This window comes from Arthrobacter sp. LFS091 (assembly GCF_047977885.1).
Lineage (GTDB): Bacteria > Actinomycetota > Actinomycetes > Actinomycetales > Micrococcaceae > Arthrobacter.
Window position 1 is genome coordinate 254,007 of record NZ_JBFPFP010000007.1, and the last position, 16,405, is coordinate 270,411.

Consider the following 16,405-nt stretch of genomic DNA (forward strand, 5'->3'; position numbering starts at 1 on the left):
GACAATCTACCAGCACCGTTGAGCCAAACAGGCGAGGACTCAGCGCCTGGGGACCAACAAACCGCTGACTGCTTCCCGGTAGCTCTCCAGTGTGATCGCGGCTGTTCGCTGCCACCCGAATGACTCGGCATGGGTGGCGGCAAGCCTTCCCATGCCTTCGCGGGTCTGGACGTCGTCGTAGAGGTCTTCCAGGGCGTCCGCCCAGTCCGAGGGGTCGTGTCCATCCACCAGGAGTCCGGTGCGGCCGTCGGAAATGGCGCGGGAGAGGCCACCGACGTTGGTGGCAACGACGGGTGTGCCACACGCCTGTGCTTCCAAGGCGACCAGGCCGAACGACTCGCTGAAGGAGGGCATGACCACGACATCGGCGGAGCGGAACCAGCTGGCCAACTCGGGAGCCACGACCGGCGGCCGGTGGGTGACGACGTCGTCGAGCCCGGCGTCGTGGATGATCTGCGTGAGGTTGAAGTCCTTCGATCCGCTGAGGGATCCCAGGATGGTCATTTCGAGGTCGATGTCGGGCCGGCGCCGACGAAGGATTCCGGCGGCCTTCACGAACACCTGCGGACCTTTGAGCCGCTGGATCCGGCCGGCGAAGAGGATGTGGAAACTGTCCGGGCGCACTCCCCGGAGGGCGCGGGATTTCTTGCGGAAGGACGGTGTGAAGACGTTCAGGTCGACCCCGGGCGGTGCAATGTCGATGCGGTCGCGGTCCGCCCCGTAGTGGGAGACGAGTTCCTCGGCCTCTGCGGGGGTGTTGGCGACCAGGCGGGCTGCACCGTCGACGATCTTTTGCTCGCCTTCTTCCCGTCTACGGGGTTCGGGGCGCTCGCCGGACTGCAGCACCAGGTTCTTGACCTTGGCCATGGTGTGCATGGTGTGAACCATGGGAACGCCCCAAAGCTCCGACAGTTCCAGCCCTGCCACCCCCGAAACCCAGTAGTGGGAGTGGATGGCATCGTAGCGGCCGTGCAGTTGTTCATGGCGGATCCGGTCTATCTCGCCCACCATCTGGTGGAGGAGCTCCGGCAGCTCTTCTTTGGGAATCTTCCTGCGGGGTCCGGCCATGACGTTGTGGACGCAGACGCCGGGCCCGGGATGCTCGACGGCGGGCTGGTTGGCCTTGGTGGAGCGCGTGAAGATTTCCACTTCCACGCCGGTCTCAGCCAATGCCATGGCGAGGGCCCGCACGTAGACGTTCATTCCGCCGGCGTCCCCGGCACCCGGTTGCTCCATGGGGGAGGTGTGCAAGGACAGGAATGCCACGCGACGAATCAATGGCATGGCGTTCCTCCTGACAAGACGGGGCAAAGGCTGTTTGCCCTGCAGAAAACACTACTCCTGCCGGGCATCGCCTGGCCGAAGCAAACCCGCTATGTGGACAACGCTGCTACCGTGGCCGCTGTGACCGACGAAAAGACTTTCGACATTCGACAAGCAACAACCGCGGACTGGCCCGGCATCTGGGCCGTGCTGGAACCCGTGATCCGAGACGGTGAAACGTTCACCTGGGACCGTGACACCACGGAAGAGACAGCGCGGGCCAAGTGGTTCAAGGAGGCTCCGGGACAGACCTTCGTGGCCGTCGACCGGGGAAGCGGCGAGGTGCTGGGAACCGGCGAATTCCATGCGAACCAGGGCGGTGGTGGCAGCCACGTGGCCAACGCCGGGTACATGGTGGGGGCCAAGCACTACGGCAAGGGCATTGCCCGGGCCCTGTGTGCGTACTCCTTGGCGGAAGCCAAGGCAGCCGGCTTCTACGCCATGCAGTACAACGCCGTGGTGGAGAGCAACGTCCGCGCGGTCTGGCTCTGGCAATCCATGGGATTCACCATCCTCGCCACCGTGCCTGAAGCGTTCAACCATCCTGAGATCGGGTACGTCGGACTGCACGTGATGTACCGGAAACTCTAGGACCACAGCCTGCGCAGTTCGGGGAAAGCCTGCTCGTACCGATCCAACAGATCCTTGCCCAGCGACGCCGAACCCACCAGCGGATGCGCGGCGAAGGCCCGTACGGCGGATTCCCGGTCGCCCTCCCTGACAGCACGAATGGTCAGTTTCTCCACCTCCTTAACGCGTTTCATCAAAGTGAGGAACTGCCTGCCGGGACGCTCCTGCGCAAGCGGCAGGGCGCCGTCGGGCGTTACCTCGCAGGGAACCTCGACGACGGCGTCCCCGGGAAGGCCGGGCACCGCACCATACGCTGTGGCCGGGCCGCCGGCGGCAGACACCGGAGAGTTGGGAACGTTCAGGATCAACTGGGTCCTCCCGCCCCCGAAAAGGGCTTTCATGAGGGCCAACGCCACCCGCTCGTAGCCGCCACCGGCCAGGTCTTCCTCATCCCGTTGTTCGCCGTGGGTGCGGGCTTCGGCCAAATAGCCTTCCTCCCGGGACCGTCGAGCGGCATCCCACAGCGCATAGGCGTGGTCAGAGTCCACCAACGCCGGGTACAGCGAGCGTTGCTGCTGGTGGATGGAGGTGCCCCGGGTTTCCTGTTGGGCCCTGATGGCGTCAGTTGCCTGCGCGGTTTGGTAGTAGTAGTAAAGGTATTCGTTGGGAAGGCAGCCGAGCCTCTTCAGGAGCTTGCGGCCGAACAGCCGACCCTCTTCCATGGACCCAAGGGCCCTCTCGTCCTCGAGCAGGCCGGGCAACAGGTCAGTCCCACCCGGAGCCAGCCGGTATAGCCAGCCGAGGTGGTTCAGCCCAAAGTAGCCCACGCCGTCGAGCATTCCGTCCTTCAGCGGCGCCCCTGCGGCGCGGGCCGCCCGCTGCACCAGTCCGCCTGCGGAATCGCAGATCCCGATCACGTGCCCGCCCAGCACTGGACGCAGCGCCTCGGTGACCATCCCCGCGGGGTTCGTGAAATTGATCAGCCACGCATCCGGGCAGTGGCGACGCATGGCCTCTGCCAGTTCAAGCATCCGGGGAATGGAGCGCAGCGCATAGGAAATCCCACCCGCCCCGGTTGTCTCCTGTCCCAACAGGCCCAAGTCCAGGGCGACGCGCTCGTCTTCAATGCGGCCCGCCGTTCCACCGGGGCGCATCGCCGCGAACACCACATCCGTACCTTCAAGGGCCTGTGCCAGGTCCGTCGAAACCACGACGTCGGGCCGGGAACCTGCCGCGGTGGGCATATCGCGGAGCACAGCCTCAATGGCCGCAACCCGCAACGCGTCGACGTCGTAAAGCACCAGTGAGTCCACCAACCCCGCGAAGGGGCCCGCGCACAAAGCCCGGTACACCAGGGGAACCCGGAATCCGCCGCCACCGGCGATCATGAGCCGCATGGTCCGAGTCTATGCAGCCCGGAGGGTGCAGCGTAGTCTGCCGTGCATGGACGCTATGCCCCAGCGACGTTACGATCCCCTTGCCGCCGTCAGGTCTGACGGCGATCACCAATGCGACCTCCTCCTGACCGGCACGGTGTTCCAGGACATTATTTTCACGGGCTTGCCGCACGCACCTGAACCCGGCACGGAAGTCTGGAGCGAAGGCATGGGAAGCTGCCCGGGCGGCGTGGCCAACCAGGCCATCGCCGCCGCGAGGCTGGGACTGCGGACCAATCTGGCAGCAACGTTCGGGGACGACGGCTACGGCGACTACAACTGGCAGATATTGGAGAGCCAGGAACACGTGGACCTGTCCCTGTCCAGGAGGATTCCAGGCTGGCACTCTCCGGTCACGGTGTCCATGTGCGTGAACCAGGACAGGTCCATGGTGACCCACGGCCACCCTGCTCCCATCAGTGCATCCGAACTGATGGGGCAGCCACCCAAGGCGCTCGCCGCCGTCGCGGACCTGGGTGAGGAACTGGAGCCGTGGATGATGGCCGCGAAGACAGCGGGAACCAAACTCTTCGGCGTCGTGGGGTGGGACCCCACCGGCAAATGGTCCGAGCGTCGGCTCGAACAACTCGGGAACTTCCATGCCTTCCTGCCCAACGCGCCCGAAGCGATGGCGTTCACCGGCAAAGCAGACCCGTGGGCTGCCCTGTATTCGCTGGCCGACCGGGTGCCCGTTGCGGTGGTGACCCTTGGGCCCCAAGGCGCTGTGGCAGTGGATTCGGAAACCGGCGAAGAGGAGTGGGTTCCGTCCCTGCCGGTTTCTGCGTCCGACCCTACGGGTGCCGGGGATTGCTTTGGAGCGGCCTTCATTGTGGGCTGCCTTGCGGGATGGACGCTGGGGGACAGGCTGCGCTTCGCGAACCTCTGTGCCTCGCTGGCAGTCCAGGAAGTCGGAGGATCGCTGGCTGCGCCCGGATGGGGTGACATCGCCGACTGGTGGCACCGGGCAAACGCGCGCAAGGAGCGTCAATCCAGCCAGTGGGTCCGTCGCTTCGCGTTCCTGGAACCGATCGTCAAAGACATCCCGGCGGAGGCGCAACGGCGGGCACGCGCCACCATCGCCCACCTCTCCGACGCACAGTAACGCGCGCGGCCACCGTCCGCGGCCCACCGCAGTTAACCCGAATTCACTGGCACCACTAGAATCTCTAGGGTGACTTACGAAGCAGCAGCAGATATCGGGATCGGATCCAAGGCCTCCATAACAAGGTCGGCCCTGCTGGAACGTTCGGCTGTGATCGATCTCGACGCTGTGCGGCACAACGTCCGCCAGTTCGTCGCCATCGCCTCGCCGGCCTCCGTGATGGCGGTGGTCAAGGCTGACGCCTACGGCCACGGTGCCGTCCAAGTGGCCCGCGCCGCCCTCGACGCCGGAGCGGCCTGGCTCGGTGTGGCGCACATTTCCGAGGCGCTCGCCTTGCGCGCTGCCGGGGTGGATGCGCCGCTGCTGGCTTGGCTGCACACCCGCGAAAGCAACTTCCAAGCGGCAGTCGCCGCCGGCGTCGACGTCGGAATTTCCGGCTGGGAACTGGACGCAGTGGTAGCTGCTGCCCGGGAACAGGAACGGCCGGCGCGGGTGCACCTGAAGGTGGACACCGGGCTTGGCCGCAACGGCTGCACCATCGAGGACTGGGACCAGTTGCTGGGCCAGGCAATGGACTACCAGGACCAGGGGCTTCTGCGCGTTGTGGGTATTTTCTCGCACCTCGCCGTGGCCGACGAACCGCACCGTCCTGAAACCGACGAGCAACTCACTATCTTCCGTGAGGCCATCGCCATGGCCGAGGACGCAGGCGTGGACACCGAGGTCCGCCACATCGCCAACACGCCCGCCACGCTGTCCCGCCCCGACTCGCATTTCGACCTGGTCCGCGTAGGTCTTGGCGTGTACGGGCTCTCGCCGTTCGAGGGCGCCACGTCCGCTGACCTTGGATTGCATCCGGCAATGACGGTCCGCACGCTGCTGTCCAATTGCAAGAAGGTCCCCGAAGGCCAGGGAGTTTCCTACGGGCTGAACTACCGCACCACCGGGGAGAGCACGCTGGGCCTGGTGCCGCTGGGCTACGCAGACGGTGTCCCTCGGATTGCCACTGGCGGCCCTGTGCGCGTCAACGGTACCAACTACCCCGTGGTGGGCAGGATCGCCATGGACCAGATGGTGATCGATCTTGGCCCCATGACAGTCGAGGCCGCCAATGCCCTCAAGGGCGCGGAAGCTGTCATGTTCGGCGACGGCGCCGACGGTGGCCCGACCGCGGATGATTGGGCAGCCGCAGCAAGCACCAACAACTACGAGATTGTCACCCGCATCAGTTCCCGGGTTCCGCGCAGCTACGTCAACGAGCTCGCCACCGGTCCAGCGGCACCTGCAGGTGCCGTCGACGCCGAAACGGCGGCGCTGTGAACCAACCCCAGTGGGAACGCACAGTCACGGTAACGACGGCGGACCAGACCCACGCTCTCGCGGCGGCCCTCGGTGGGGTGCTTGAAGCGGGGGACCTCCTGGTGCTGACCGGGGAACTGGGTGCGGGCAAAACCACGTTTACCCAGGGACTCGGGGAAGGGCTGGGCGTCCGCGCAGGAATCATCTCGCCCACTTTCGTCCTGGTCCGGATCCACCCGAACCTCCCTGATGGTCCCAGGCCCGGTGGCCCGGATCTGGTCCACGTGGATGCTTACAGGCTCGACTCGGCCGCGGAGGTGGACGATATCGATCTCGAGAACACCATGGACTCCGCTGTGACAGTGGTGGAGTGGGGCAGGGACCGGGTGGAGCATCTCTCCGAGAGCCGCCTGGAAGTCGATTTGCACAGGTCCGTGGGCGGCAACAGTGCCGCAGAGACCGGCGGCGTCCTGGATTTTGATACCGAGGACGACGACGAGCCCCGCACCATTGTGTTCCGGGGCTTTGGTCCCCGCTGGTCCGTAGCACCCCGCCTGCTGGACGAAACGGGATCCCGCCCTGCCGAAGAAGGAGGCAACTGATGCTGATCCTGGCCATTGACACCTCCGCTGTTGCCAGCGCGGCCCTGATCTCCGATGACGCCATGGAAGGCGTGGTGGATTCCTTCGCCACCGAGGACACCCGCAGCCACGCCGAGGTCCTTGCACCGGGCATTGAGAAGCTCTTGGCGGGGGCGGGTGTTACCGGAGCTGACATCGATGCGATCGTCACCGGGGTAGGTCCTGGTCCTTTCACCGGGCTGCGTTCCGGTATTGCCACGGCCCGCACCCTCGCATTCGTGTGGAACAAGCCGCTGCACGGACTGATGAGCCTGGACGCGATTGCCCTGGAAGTTGCGGAATCCACGGTGTCGGCTTCCGAGTTCCTGGTGGCTACCGATGCCCGGCGCAAAGAGGTCTATTGGGCCCGGTACACCGTCGCCGATGGCCGGCTCCCGGAACTCGTGGATGGCCCGCATGTGGGTTTCGCTTCTGAGCTGCCGGACTTGCCCGTCTTTGGGGCAGGCGCAGGTCTGTACGCGAAGGTCCTCAGCGCGGACCCGGACTTCGCCGGAACACAACCCAATGCGGCATCCCTGGGTCAGTTCGCCTTGGCCCGGCTCGCCGCGGGACAGGCACTCCTCGACACAACGCCCCTCTATTTGCGGGAATCGGACGCCCAGGTCCCGGGCCCACGGAAGCGTGCGCTATGACCGGGGCCGCTGAGATGTTGCTGCGCGACATGACCGAGGCCGATATTCCCGTGGTCGAGGCGTTGGAACGTCGGTTGTTCCCCGTGGACGCCTGGCCGCTGCAGATGTTCTTTGACGAATTGGCCCAGCCCGAAACCCGCCGCTACGTGGTTGCAGAGGTCGCTGGGGAGATCGTGGCCTATGCCGGGCTGATGTGCATCGAGCCCATCGCGGATGTCCAGACGATCGCCGTCGTTCCTGAATTCGAAGGCCAAGGCATCGGCTCGGCGGTCCTGACCGAACTCATCGAAGAGGCGCGGCGCCGGCGGGCCGCGGACGTACTCCTGGAGGTCCGCGCGGACAACCCGCGCGCCCAGAGGCTGTACGTACGTTTCGGGTTCGAACAGATCCACGTCCGCCCGCGCTATTACCGGGATGGCACCGACGCCCTGATCATGCGCCTCCCGCTGACCGATTCCACTTCTTCTGAAGGAGCTCCGGCATGACCGCGACTTTTCCGCAGGAACTGAAGCAGCCGCTGGTGCTCGGCATTGAGTCTTCGTGTGATGAGACCGGTGTCGGGATCGTCCGGGGGACCACGTTGCTGACCAACACGGTGTCTTCATCCATGGACGAGCATGTGCGCTTCGGTGGTGTCATCCCCGAGATCGCTTCCCGGGCCCACCTGGATGCCTTTGTTCCCACGCTGCAGGAATCATTGCATGAAGCCGGTGTCACGCTGGAGGACATCGACGCCATTGCGGTCACGTCAGGACCTGGCCTTGCCGGCGCCTTGATGGTGGGCGTTTGTGCCGCGAAGGCCCTGGCCTTGGCCACCGGCAAACCGCTGTACGCGATCAACCACCTGGTGGCCCACGTGGGCGTCGGCCTGCTGGATGGAAAGCCCGACGCCGGTGCTGCCGCCGGCTTGGGCGCCGGTCAGTTGCCGGAGAACCTTGGCGCGCTCCTGGTGTCGGGCGGCCACACGGAGATCCTCAGGATCAGGAGCATCACGGACGACGTTGAGCTGCTGGGCTCAACCATCGATGACGCGGCCGGCGAGGCCTATGACAAAGTGGCCCGCATCCTTGGCCTTGGCTATCCCGGTGGCCCTGCCATCGACAAGCTGGCCCGCCAGGGTAATCCGAAATCCATCCGTTTCCCGCGGGGACTTACTCAGCCCAAGTACATGGGGACCGCCGAGGACAAGGGCCCACACCGCTACGACTGGTCGTTCAGTGGACTGAAGACAGCCGTGGCCCGCTGTGTGGAGCAGTTCGAGGCCCGCGGCGAGGAAGTGCCCGTGGCCGACATTGCGGCGGCCTTCCAGGAAGCCGTGGTTGATGTCATCAGTTCCAAGGCGGTCCTTGCGTGCCAGGAGAACGGCATCACCGATGTCCTGTTGGGCGGCGGCGTCGCAGCGAACTCACGGCTGCGCGAATTGACCCGCCAGCGCTGTACCTCAGCCGGGATCACCCTCCACGTCCCGCCCTTGGACCTCTGTACTGACAACGGCGCCATGGTGGCGGCATTGGGTTCGCAGTTGATCATGGCGGGCATCGGGCCGAGCGGTCTTGCCTTCGCGCCGGACTCGTCCATGCCGGTCACTTCGGTGTCACTGCCTGCCCAGGCGTAATCCAGCCCAAAGGGTATTAACTCCCGGGTGTTAACCCGGGCATGCCACCAAGCCGGAAGCTAGGCATCGGGACCCTTGCGCATTTGCTGGACGAGGTCCATCACCACTGCTTTCAAGTCGCCGTCATGCTCGGCTGCGACGCGGCGTTGGCGCTGGTAGCTGGCGCCGCGCTCGATGATCCGGAGGACGTCGGCCAGCTCCTCGGAGCAGCCCAGCTTGGCAGCTACCGGTTCCAGCCGGGCTACTGTTTCCGCGAGGTGCTCGGTGACGAGCTGTTCGTTGCCGTCTGCGTCCAGGATGATGATGGCTTCCATGCCGTAGCGGGCGGCGCGCCATTTATTCTCCTGCACATGCCAGGGTGGCATGGTGGGGATGCTGCCACCGGCGTCCAGGATGGAGGAAAATTCGTCCACCAGGCACTGGGTCAGTGCAGCGATGGCTCCAACTTCTTCGAGGGTGGCAAGGCCATCGCAGATGCGCATTTCGATGGTGCCCAGGTTGGCTACCGGCCGGATATCCCATCGGATTTCTGAGGTGGCGTCGATAACCCCGGTGGTGAACATGTCCTGGACGTAGGACTCGTAGGCCTCCCAGGTTTCGAACTGGAAGGGCAACCCGGCCGTGGGAAGCTGCTGGAACATCAGGGCCCGCTGGGAAGCGTAGCCGGTTTCCTCGCCTGCCCAGTAGGGGCTGGAGGCAGACAATGCCTGGAAATGCGGGAAGTAATTGACCAGGCCATCGAGGACGGGCAGGACTTTGTCCCGGCGATCGATGCCCACGTGGACGTGGACGCCGTAGATGACCATTTGGCGTCCCCACCACTGGGTCCGCTCAATGAGCTTGGCGTAGCGCTCTTTGTCGGTGACAGGCTGGAGCAGGGGAGGGCTGAAGGGGTGGCTGCCTGCGCAGAACACCTCAACGCCCATGGGGTCGGTGACTTCGCGGACAGCTGCAAGGGAGCGGCTGAGGTCCTCTTTGGCGTCCTTGACCGTTTCGCAGATCCCGGTGACAAGCTCCACGGTATTCAGCAGCAGTTCGCGCTTGATATGGGGGTGTTCGTCGTCCTCATTGAGGTCCGGGTGGTTCGCGGCGACGCCCTTCAGGACATCGTTTGCGACCGATACCAGTTCCCCGGTGCGTGCATTGACGAGCGCCAACTCCCATTCCACACCCAGTGTCGACTGCCTGGATGGCGCAAAATCAATCTGCACGTAGTCCCCTCAATTTGTACTTTCCGGCCTTGTGTTGTGTCAGCCGGACACGATTCCCCGCTGCGGGGCCGCCAGCGGTCGAATCAAGTCTAATGCAGCCGGAACACCCGTGATATCGAGGGGCCCAGGCCCGCAATGAGTCGTCATTTGCTAAATAGAATGATTCTCATTAGTATAAACGCATGCATCTCACAGTCGTCAGTTCCCTCGACAGCCAATGCCGGGAAGCAGCCACGGGGAGGTTGGGTCGAACCCACGCCAACTCGGCAGTGGTTCTCCATGACCTGCTGGATGGTTCGCTGGTCCTGCGCAGGGTTTACCGGGATGGACGCCTGGTTGAACGCGAAACGACAGTCCTGGAGCACGGCTGCCTCAGCTGCACCGTTCGGCTCGACGTCGTACCGACGGCGGAACGCCTCGCCGCATACGGGTTCGACCATGTTGTGCTTGGCTTGCCGCCGGGCGTCGCCGCCGGGATGGCCGTTGCCGGGCTTCGCCAGGGGCTCAGCCGCCCGGCTGTCATCGACAATGCCGTGTTGGCGCTGGATCCCGCAGACCTCGATGACCACATCTGGGACCGCCATACCTTGTTCGAGTCCGGCTTCACGTCCATGCCGCAGGATGACCGCACCAGCGGTGAGTTCCTTATCGGGGAGTTCGGCCACGTGGACACGGTCATGGTGTATCCGGGCCTGGGCGCAACGTTGACGGGCGCCCATCCTGAAGGATCGGCGTCATGGGCGACCGGCATGGAATTGCTCGTCGAATTGGCACCGCATGCCGCTGCCGTCGGTACGGCCGACCCCTACCGTCCGGGCTGCTTCGACCAGGCCGAAACCGCGGCACGTAACCGGCCCGGCGTCGTCCATGTGGCGGCGAGCGAAACACCAGGTTCCTTCCGCACGGTGCTTCACAAAGCGAGCCGCCCACTGCATCCGGGCCGCTTCCGTGATGCACTGCCACGGTTGGCCGCGGGTACGCATTGGATGCGTGGCCGGCTATGGATTGCCTCTGCTCCCGCCACACGGATCGCCGTCCAGGGAATCGGACCGAGGGTTTGGCTCGAAAGCACGGGGAAGTGGCTCGCGGATTCGGCCGATGTGGCGCCCGCTGGCACGTCCGCAGGCAAGCCGGGTCCCGACGTCGACTCCGTCCTTGACTGGCATCCGAGCCACGGCGACCGCGGCACGGTATTGGCGATGACCGGGCGCTCGGAAGATATTGATGCCCGCGTAATCCGCGGGCTCCTGGACGAATGCCAACTGACGGAGGCGGAAATGGAACTGGACTTTGGCGTCTGGGACGATCCCCTGGAACTCAGCGACGCCCTCTAAGCCGCACCACCAACAAAAGGAGAAACACCATGAAGGTCAGGAACTCACTGCGTGCGCTCAAGAAGATCCCCGGAGCGCAGATCGTCCGGAGGCGTGGACGCACGTTCGTCATCAACAAGAACAACCCGCGGATGAAGGCGCGGCAGGGCTGATCCCGGTGCTGCATCCATCGGGCGTTGTTTAATGGGTGGATGCCCATCCTGAACAAAGACATGTCCCTGTGCATTTCGCTCGCGGCCCGGCCCAGCAACATCGGTACCCGGTTCCACAATTATTTGTACGATCTGCTCGGCCTGAACTTTGTCTATAAGGCGTTCGCACCGGCTGACATCACCCTCGCGGTGGCGGGCATCCGCGGCCTCCCCATCCGGGGCGCCGCGGTGTCCATGCCGTACAAGGAAGCGGTCATTCCGCTGGTTGACGTAATGCACCCCTCGGCCAAAGCCATCGATTCCGTGAACACCATCGTGAACGACGATGGGGTCCTTACCGCCTACAACACCGACTACATCGCCATAGCCCGGCTCTTGAAGGACCACGAGGTACCCAACAGCCACACCGTGCTCCTCCGTGGAGCAGGCGGCATGGCCAAAGCCGTCGCGGCAGCGCTGCGTGACGCAGGCTTTACCGCTGTCACCATCGTGGCCCGCAATGAAACCGCCGGTCGAGCCCTCGCCGACCTCTACGGGTTCGGCTGGCAGGACGACGTCAACGGTTCGACGGCGGACCTCATCATCAACGTCACTCCCTTGGGAATGGCAGGTGCCGACGAATCGGCCCAGTCCTTCGATGACGCGACGATCGCTGCCGCACAAGTGGTATTCGACGTCGTTGCGCTGCCGTCGGAGACGCCCCTGATTACCGCTGCGCGTTCAGCCGGCAAACCGGTGATCACGGGTGCCGAAGTCATCGCCATCCAGGCCGAAGAACAATTCGTCCTCTACACGGGGGTGCGTCCGACCCCCGGCCAGGTGCGCGAAGCTTCTGAATTCTCGCGCCGCTGAAACCCTAAGCAGACACCGGCTCCACCACGACAGCCACTCGCTCCTCGCCGATCCTGGTGAGGACCAGGGTGGCTGTTTTCGCTTGGCCCTTGCCGGGCTTGGCGGGAAGCAACTGCTTCCGCAACTCTTCGGGGGTGACTGCCGTACCGCGCTTCTTGATGTCCAGCACCGTGATGCCGTTGCTCTTCACCCAGGCTTTCAGGGCCTTGACGTTGTACGGCATGACTTCCAGCACCTTGTAGGCGCGGGCAAACGGGGTGTCGTGCAACGCCGGGGCGCAGATGTAGGCGATGTGTTCATCCACCAAGTGACCGCCGAGGCGTTCAGCGACATCGGCCACCAGGCCCGCGCGGATCACCGCCCCATCCGGTTCGTACAGGAATCCTTCCACCGGCCCGACGGCGGCTACCGGACCGCCGTCGAAATCCTCGCCGCTGGTGATTTCGGCAGCGCCCTGGCTGCCGAGGACCAGCGCTGCGCGCCTTACCCCGGGGCGCGCCACCGCGTTGAACCACAGCGTGACCTCGGTGACATCACCGAGGACGGAAACCCACTGCGCCTCGCAACCTGCGGGCACGGAATCGTGCGGGATGCCCGGACCCATCTTGACGCCAATGGCGCGCCCCGTGGCAGCCAGGTTTTCCACGAACGACAGAGGGGGAGAGAAGGCCTCGGGGTCCCAGATCCGCTTTGTTCCGGAGGTGGACGTGGTGCGTCGGGCGGGATCCAGCCACACTCCATCGATACCGTCCAGCTCCACGGAGGTAGCGTCCGCATGGACCACTGTGGCGTGTGGGAAGGGGATCAGGTTGATCGTGGCGCAGGCAGCAGTCGTCTCGTCCATCTCAACAGCAGTCACGGCGATGTCCATGGACGCCATGGCCATCGAGTCAGCTCCCAGGCCGCAACCGAGGTCCGCGACATGCGAAACGCCGGCCTGTGCAAAGCGCTCGGCGTGCCGGGCGGCGACGTTCAACCGGGTCGCCTGCTCCAACCCGGCCTGGGTGAACAGCATTTGGCGGGCAAATTCGCCGAACTTGGCCTCTGCCCGGGTCCGAAGGCGGGACTGCGTCAGGACGGCAGCGACGAGTTCGGGGGAGTGGCCCGCTTTCCGGAGGTCGGCGTTGACGCTGAATGCGTCGGCTTCCTTGTAAGGCCCCAGTGAGGCAAGAAGTTCCCATCCTTCGGTGGTCAGCAAGGGCGCGATCTGTTCCTGCGGTGCGTGAGGCATGGGATCAAGCCTAACGTCGCAGGATATGACAGCGTGACTTGGGAATCAGCCAGATAGGGTTGTTTTCATGGAAGACAACGCAGCCGCACAGCCGTCCCGCATCACCAAATATGCCCGTCCCGCACTTATTGCGGGCATCGTGATAGCCGTGGTCTGCATAGCCCTGCTCATCATCATCCTGGCCTTGGACTCCTTCAATGCGGCCGCATACTCCGTCACCGGCAAAAGCGTCAACGATGCCACCGATGAAGCACGGGAGATCCGCGACCTGTACAGCGGCGCCCGCATCGGCGGGATTATCGCCCTGGTGATCTCCGGCGTCGTGGCTGTCCTGTCCGCAGTGGTGCTGTACCGGAACCGCGGCAATGCCCCCGTGGATGGGGACGACGACGGCGAGGACTACGGCCTGGACGACCTCACCGGACGGTGACGGGAGTTCACCCATGACGAAATGCTGGCACTCACCTTGACCGAGTGCTAACGCTTACATAGAGTCTTATTAGCACTCTCCCCCGGAGGGTGCTAACCACGCCAGGCGTTCCTCCGGCACCGCGACGACGGTTGCACGCCCCGGCACCCCAGTTCTTAGTCCATGAATCAGCTCATGAAAAGGAGAGTCCGAGTGTCGGTCTCGATTAAGCCTCTTGAGGATCGTATTGTTGTTCGCCCGCTCGAAGCAGAGCAGACCACGGCTTCCGGCCTGGTTATTCCGGACTCCGCACAGGAGAAGCCGCAGGAAGGCGAAGTTGTTGCAATCGGCCCCGGCCGCTTCGATGACAACGGAAACCGCGTACCGGTTGACGTAGCTGTTGGCGACGTCGTCATCTACTCCAAGTACGGTGGAACCGAAGTCAAGACCGGTGGCAACGAGTACCTCGTTCTGTCCGCCCGCGACGTCCTCGCGATCGTCGTAAAGTAACTTCCCGGAGCCCGCACCGCCGCCGCGTTGGAATCATTCCGACCCGTCAGCGGTGCGGGTTTTCTGTCTTGAAAGGACACAACCATGGCAAAGCAGCTTGCTTTTAACGATGCTGCCCGCCGGTCTCTTGAGGCCGGTATCGACAAGCTCGCCAACACTGTCAAGGTGACGCTTGGTCCGCGCGGCCGCAACGTCGTGCTGGACAAGAAGTGGGGCGCTCCCACGATCACCAACGACGGCGTCACCATCGCCCGCGAAGTTGAGCTTGACGACCCCTACGAGAACCTTGGCGCCCAGCTGGCCAAGGAAGTAGCCACCAAGACCAACGACGTCGCAGGCGACGGCACCACCACGGCTACCGTGCTGGCCCAGGCCTTAGTCAAGGAAGGCCTGCGCAACGTTGCAGCCGGCGCCGCTCCCGGCGAGATCAAGCGTGGCATTGAGGTTGCGGTTGAAGCCGTGGCTGCCCGCCTCCTGGAGAACGCCCGCGAAGTCGAAGGCACCCAGGTTGCCAACGTTGCCGCTATCTCTGCCCAGAGCGACGAGGTTGGCGAACTGCTGGCCGAAGCTTTCGGCAAGGTGGGCAAAGACGGTGTCATCACCATTGAAGAGTCCTCCACCACGCAGACCGAGCTGGTCCTCACTGAGGGCATGCAGTTCGACAAGGGCTACCTGTCCCCGTACTTCGTCACCGACGCTGAGCGCCAGGAAGCCGTCCTCGAGGACGCCCTCATCCTGATCAACCAGGGCAAGATCTCCTCGCTGCAGGACTTCCTGCCGCTCCTGGAGAAGGCTCTGCAGGCCAACAAGCCGCTCTTCATCATTGCTGAAGACATCGAAGGCGAAGCCCTTTCCACGCTGATCGTCAACCGCATCCGCGGCACGCTCAACGTTGTGGCCGTCAAGGCCCCGGGCTTCGGCGACCGCCGCAAGGCCATGCTCCAGGACATCGCCACGCTTACCGGCGCACAGGTTGTCTCCCCGGACCTCGGCCTGACCCTGGACTCCGTTGGCCTAGAGGTACTCGGTACCGCACGCCGCATCACGGTCACCAAGGACAACACCACCATCGTTGACGGCGCAGGTTCGGCCCAGGATGTGGCTGACCGCGTTGCACAGCTGCGTGCCGAGCTCACCCGGACGGACTCCGACTGGGACAAGGAAAAGCTGCAGGAACGCCTCGCCAAGCTCGCCGGCGGCATCGGTGTGATCAAGGTAGGCGCAGCCACCGAGGTCGAGCTGAAGGAAAAGAAGCACCGCATCGAGGACGCCGTTTCCTCCACGCGTGCAGCCCTTGAAGAAGGCATCGTTTCCGGTGGCGGTTCCGCACTCATCCACGCCCTCAAGGCGCTGGACGAGTCCCCGGCCGTCAAGACACTGGAAGGTGACGCGGCAGCAGCCGTTGGCATCGTCCGCCGCGCACTGGTTCAGCCCCTCCGCTGGATCGCACAGAACGCCGGCTTCGACGGCTTCGTAGTGACGGCCAAGGTCTCCGAGCTCGAAGCCAACCACGGCTTCAACGCCAAGTCCGGCGAGTACGAGGACCTGATCGCCGCTGGCGTGATCGACCCCGTCAAGGTCACCCGCTCCGCACTCCGCAACGCCGCTTCCATCGCTGCCCTGGTTCTCACCACCGAGACCCTGGTTGCCGAAAAGCCGGCCGAGGAAGAAGACGCACACGCAGGCCACCAGCACTAAGCTGTCTGCGCCAAAAACCCCGGCCACGTTGATTCGTGGCCGGGGTTTTTTCTGTGCGCGCTCTCTCACGTTCCGCCTGTTTGGGGTGGGCGCTCTCTCACGTTCCGCCTGTTTGGCCGGGACGCTCTCTCATGTTCCGCCCGTTTGTGGTGGGCGCTCTCTCATGTTCCGCCTGTTTGGCCGGGACGCTCTCTCACGTCCCGCCTGTTTGGCAGGGACGCTCTCTCACGTCCCGCCGGTTTGGCAGGGACGCTCTCTTACGTCCTAGGTGTGGGGCAGCGTCGGGCTGAAGGGGGTGGGTTGTGAGTGAGCGTCGGGCTGAAGGGGGTGGGTTGTGAGTGAGGGTTGGGCTGAAGGGGGTGGGTTGTGAGTGAGGGTTGGGCCACAGCC

Annotated in this window: 17 protein-coding genes; 13 read left to right on the forward strand and 4 right to left on the reverse strand. The window is 64.4% G+C overall.

Annotation, left to right across the window (positions count from 1 at the left end; translation table 11 throughout):
• Positions 1-39: 39 nt before the first annotated feature.
• On the reverse strand, positions 40-1,284 hold the full coding sequence (gene mshA, locus ACNQOP_RS15100) for a D-inositol-3-phosphate glycosyltransferase (RefSeq protein WP_416404958.1): 1,245 nt from the start codon (positions 1,282-1,284) through the stop codon (positions 40-42).
• 111 nt (positions 1,285-1,395) lie between these two features.
• On the opposite strand from mshA, the gene ACNQOP_RS15105 reads away from it, so the two are divergent.
• Positions 1,396-1,914, forward strand: a complete 519-nt coding sequence (locus ACNQOP_RS15105; protein ID WP_416405014.1) for a GNAT family N-acetyltransferase — start codon at positions 1,396-1,398, stop codon at positions 1,912-1,914.
• Here ACNQOP_RS15105 and ACNQOP_RS15110 read toward each other — a convergent pair.
• Positions 1,911-3,290: a 6-phospho-beta-glucosidase gene (locus tag ACNQOP_RS15110; RefSeq protein ID WP_416404959.1), complete on the reverse strand. Its 1,380-nt coding sequence runs from the start codon at positions 3,288-3,290 to the stop codon at positions 1,911-1,913. The two genes, ACNQOP_RS15105 and ACNQOP_RS15110, sit on opposite strands and share 4 nt — an antisense overlap.
• A 46-nt stretch (positions 3,291-3,336) precedes the next feature.
• On the opposite strand from ACNQOP_RS15110, the gene ACNQOP_RS15115 reads away from it, so the two are divergent.
• The 6 genes from ACNQOP_RS15115 to tsaD all read left to right on the forward strand — a co-directional run bounded on the left by ACNQOP_RS15115 (position 3,337) and on the right by tsaD (position 8,618).
• Positions 3,337-4,431, forward strand: a complete 1,095-nt coding sequence (locus tag ACNQOP_RS15115) for a carbohydrate kinase family protein (RefSeq protein ID WP_257371237.1) — start codon at positions 3,337-3,339, stop codon at positions 4,429-4,431.
• Positions 4,432-4,500: 69 nt separating this feature from the next.
• On the forward strand, positions 4,501-5,751 hold the full coding sequence (gene alr, locus ACNQOP_RS15120) for an alanine racemase (RefSeq protein ID WP_416404960.1): 1,251 nt from the start codon (positions 4,501-4,503) through the stop codon (positions 5,749-5,751).
• The gene (tsaE, locus tag ACNQOP_RS15125; protein ID WP_416404961.1) at positions 5,748-6,332 is read left to right on the forward strand and encodes a tRNA (adenosine(37)-N6)-threonylcarbamoyltransferase complex ATPase subunit type 1 TsaE; all 585 of its coding nucleotides are present in this window, start codon (positions 5,748-5,750) and stop codon (positions 6,330-6,332) included. Before alr ends, tsaE begins: the two co-directional genes overlap by 4 nt.
• Entirely contained in the window at positions 6,332-7,003 is a 672-nt protein-coding gene (tsaB, locus tag ACNQOP_RS15130; protein WP_416404962.1) for a tRNA (adenosine(37)-N6)-threonylcarbamoyltransferase complex dimerization subunit type 1 TsaB, read from the forward strand. The genes tsaE and tsaB overlap by 1 nt, the downstream gene beginning before the upstream one ends.
• Positions 7,000-7,488 carry a ribosomal protein S18-alanine N-acetyltransferase gene (gene rimI / locus ACNQOP_RS15135; RefSeq protein ID WP_416404963.1) on the forward strand — a complete coding sequence of 163 codons (489 nt, stop codon included), beginning with the start codon at positions 7,000-7,002 and terminating at the stop codon, positions 7,486-7,488. Before tsaB ends, rimI begins: the two co-directional genes overlap by 4 nt.
• Positions 7,485-8,618: a tRNA (adenosine(37)-N6)-threonylcarbamoyltransferase complex transferase subunit TsaD gene (gene tsaD / locus ACNQOP_RS15140; RefSeq protein ID WP_284986502.1), complete on the forward strand. Its 1,134-nt coding sequence runs from the start codon at positions 7,485-7,487 to the stop codon at positions 8,616-8,618. Before rimI ends, tsaD begins: the two co-directional genes overlap by 4 nt.
• A 59-nt stretch (positions 8,619-8,677) precedes the next feature.
• Here the strand turns inward: tsaD and ACNQOP_RS15145 are convergent, their stop codons facing one another.
• The gene (locus ACNQOP_RS15145) at positions 8,678-9,829 is read right to left on the reverse strand and encodes a glutamate--cysteine ligase (protein WP_257371231.1); all 1,152 of its coding nucleotides are present in this window, start codon (positions 9,827-9,829) and stop codon (positions 8,678-8,680) included.
• 182 nt (positions 9,830-10,011) lie between these two features.
• Here ACNQOP_RS15145 and ACNQOP_RS15150 point away from each other — a divergent pair, with 182 nt between their 5' ends.
• From ACNQOP_RS15150 to ACNQOP_RS15160, 3 genes are read left to right on the forward strand one after another with little or no spacing between them, the layout of a single operon-like run.
• A complete protein-coding gene (locus ACNQOP_RS15150) occupies positions 10,012-11,163 on the forward strand; it encodes a GTP-binding protein (RefSeq protein WP_416404964.1) in 1,152 nt (383 codons plus the stop codon).
• Positions 11,164-11,192: 29 nt separating this feature from the next.
• Positions 11,193-11,315, forward strand: a complete 123-nt coding sequence (ykgO, locus tag ACNQOP_RS15155) for a type B 50S ribosomal protein L36 (protein WP_011775528.1) — start codon at positions 11,193-11,195, stop codon at positions 11,313-11,315.
• Positions 11,316-11,354: 39 nt separating this feature from the next.
• The gene (locus tag ACNQOP_RS15160) at positions 11,355-12,167 is read left to right on the forward strand and encodes a shikimate 5-dehydrogenase (protein WP_416404965.1); all 813 of its coding nucleotides are present in this window, start codon (positions 11,355-11,357) and stop codon (positions 12,165-12,167) included.
• Positions 12,168-12,171: 4 nt separating this feature from the next.
• Here ACNQOP_RS15160 and ACNQOP_RS15165 read toward each other — a convergent pair whose 3' ends face one another.
• Positions 12,172-13,398 carry a THUMP-like domain-containing protein gene (locus tag ACNQOP_RS15165; protein ID WP_416404966.1) on the reverse strand — a complete coding sequence of 409 codons (1,227 nt, stop codon included), beginning with the start codon at positions 13,396-13,398 and terminating at the stop codon, positions 12,172-12,174.
• Between the two features lie 67 nt (positions 13,399-13,465).
• On the opposite strand from ACNQOP_RS15165, the gene ACNQOP_RS15170 reads away from it, so the two are divergent.
• From ACNQOP_RS15170 to groL, 3 genes are all read left to right on the forward strand, one after another.
• Positions 13,466-13,828, forward strand: coding sequence for a hypothetical protein (locus ACNQOP_RS15170; protein ID WP_284986507.1), 363 nt, complete (start codon positions 13,466-13,468; stop codon positions 13,826-13,828).
• 192 nt (positions 13,829-14,020) lie between these two features.
• The gene (gene groES / locus ACNQOP_RS15175; RefSeq protein WP_011775524.1) at positions 14,021-14,317 is read left to right on the forward strand and encodes a co-chaperone GroES; all 297 of its coding nucleotides are present in this window, start codon (positions 14,021-14,023) and stop codon (positions 14,315-14,317) included.
• A gap of 84 nt (positions 14,318-14,401) precedes the next feature.
• Complete coding sequence (groL, locus tag ACNQOP_RS15180) at positions 14,402-16,015, forward strand: chaperonin GroEL (protein ID WP_416404967.1); 1,614 nt, start codon at positions 14,402-14,404, stop codon at positions 16,013-16,015.
• Positions 16,016-16,405: the final 390 nt, after the last annotated feature.

What these genes read in the sequence shown, in the direction of transcription:
- tsaB (WP_416404962.1), top strand. Translation starts at nt 6,332, where the DNA reads ATGCTGATCCTGGCCATTGACACCTCCGCTGTTGCCAGCGCGGCCCTG.
- ACNQOP_RS15160 (WP_416404965.1), top strand. Translation starts at nt 11,355, where the DNA reads ATGCCCATCCTGAACAAAGACATGTCCCTGTGCATTTCGCTCGCGGCC.
- ACNQOP_RS15115 (WP_257371237.1), top strand. Translation starts at nt 3,337, where the DNA reads ATGGACGCTATGCCCCAGCGACGTTACGATCCCCTTGCCGCCGTCAGG.
- groL (WP_416404967.1), top strand. Translation starts at nt 14,402, where the DNA reads ATGGCAAAGCAGCTTGCTTTTAACGATGCTGCCCGCCGGTCTCTTGAG.
- tsaD (WP_284986502.1), top strand. Translation starts at nt 7,485, where the DNA reads ATGACCGCGACTTTTCCGCAGGAACTGAAGCAGCCGCTGGTGCTCGGC.
- ACNQOP_RS15165 (WP_416404966.1), bottom strand. Translation starts at nt 13,398, where the DNA reads ATGCCTCACGCACCGCAGGAACAGATCGCGCCCTTGCTGACCACCGAA.
- mshA (WP_416404958.1), bottom strand. Translation starts at nt 1,284, where the DNA reads ATGCCATTGATTCGTCGCGTGGCATTCCTGTCCTTGCACACCTCCCCC.
- ACNQOP_RS15150 (WP_416404964.1), top strand. Translation starts at nt 10,012, where the DNA reads ATGCATCTCACAGTCGTCAGTTCCCTCGACAGCCAATGCCGGGAAGCA.
- ACNQOP_RS15170 (WP_284986507.1), top strand. Translation starts at nt 13,466, where the DNA reads ATGGAAGACAACGCAGCCGCACAGCCGTCCCGCATCACCAAATATGCC.
- rimI (WP_416404963.1), top strand. Translation starts at nt 7,000, where the DNA reads ATGACCGGGGCCGCTGAGATGTTGCTGCGCGACATGACCGAGGCCGAT.
- ykgO (WP_011775528.1), top strand. Translation starts at nt 11,193, where the DNA reads ATGAAGGTCAGGAACTCACTGCGTGCGCTCAAGAAGATCCCCGGAGCG.
- ACNQOP_RS15110 (WP_416404959.1), bottom strand. Translation starts at nt 3,290, where the DNA reads ATGCGGCTCATGATCGCCGGTGGCGGCGGATTCCGGGTTCCCCTGGTG.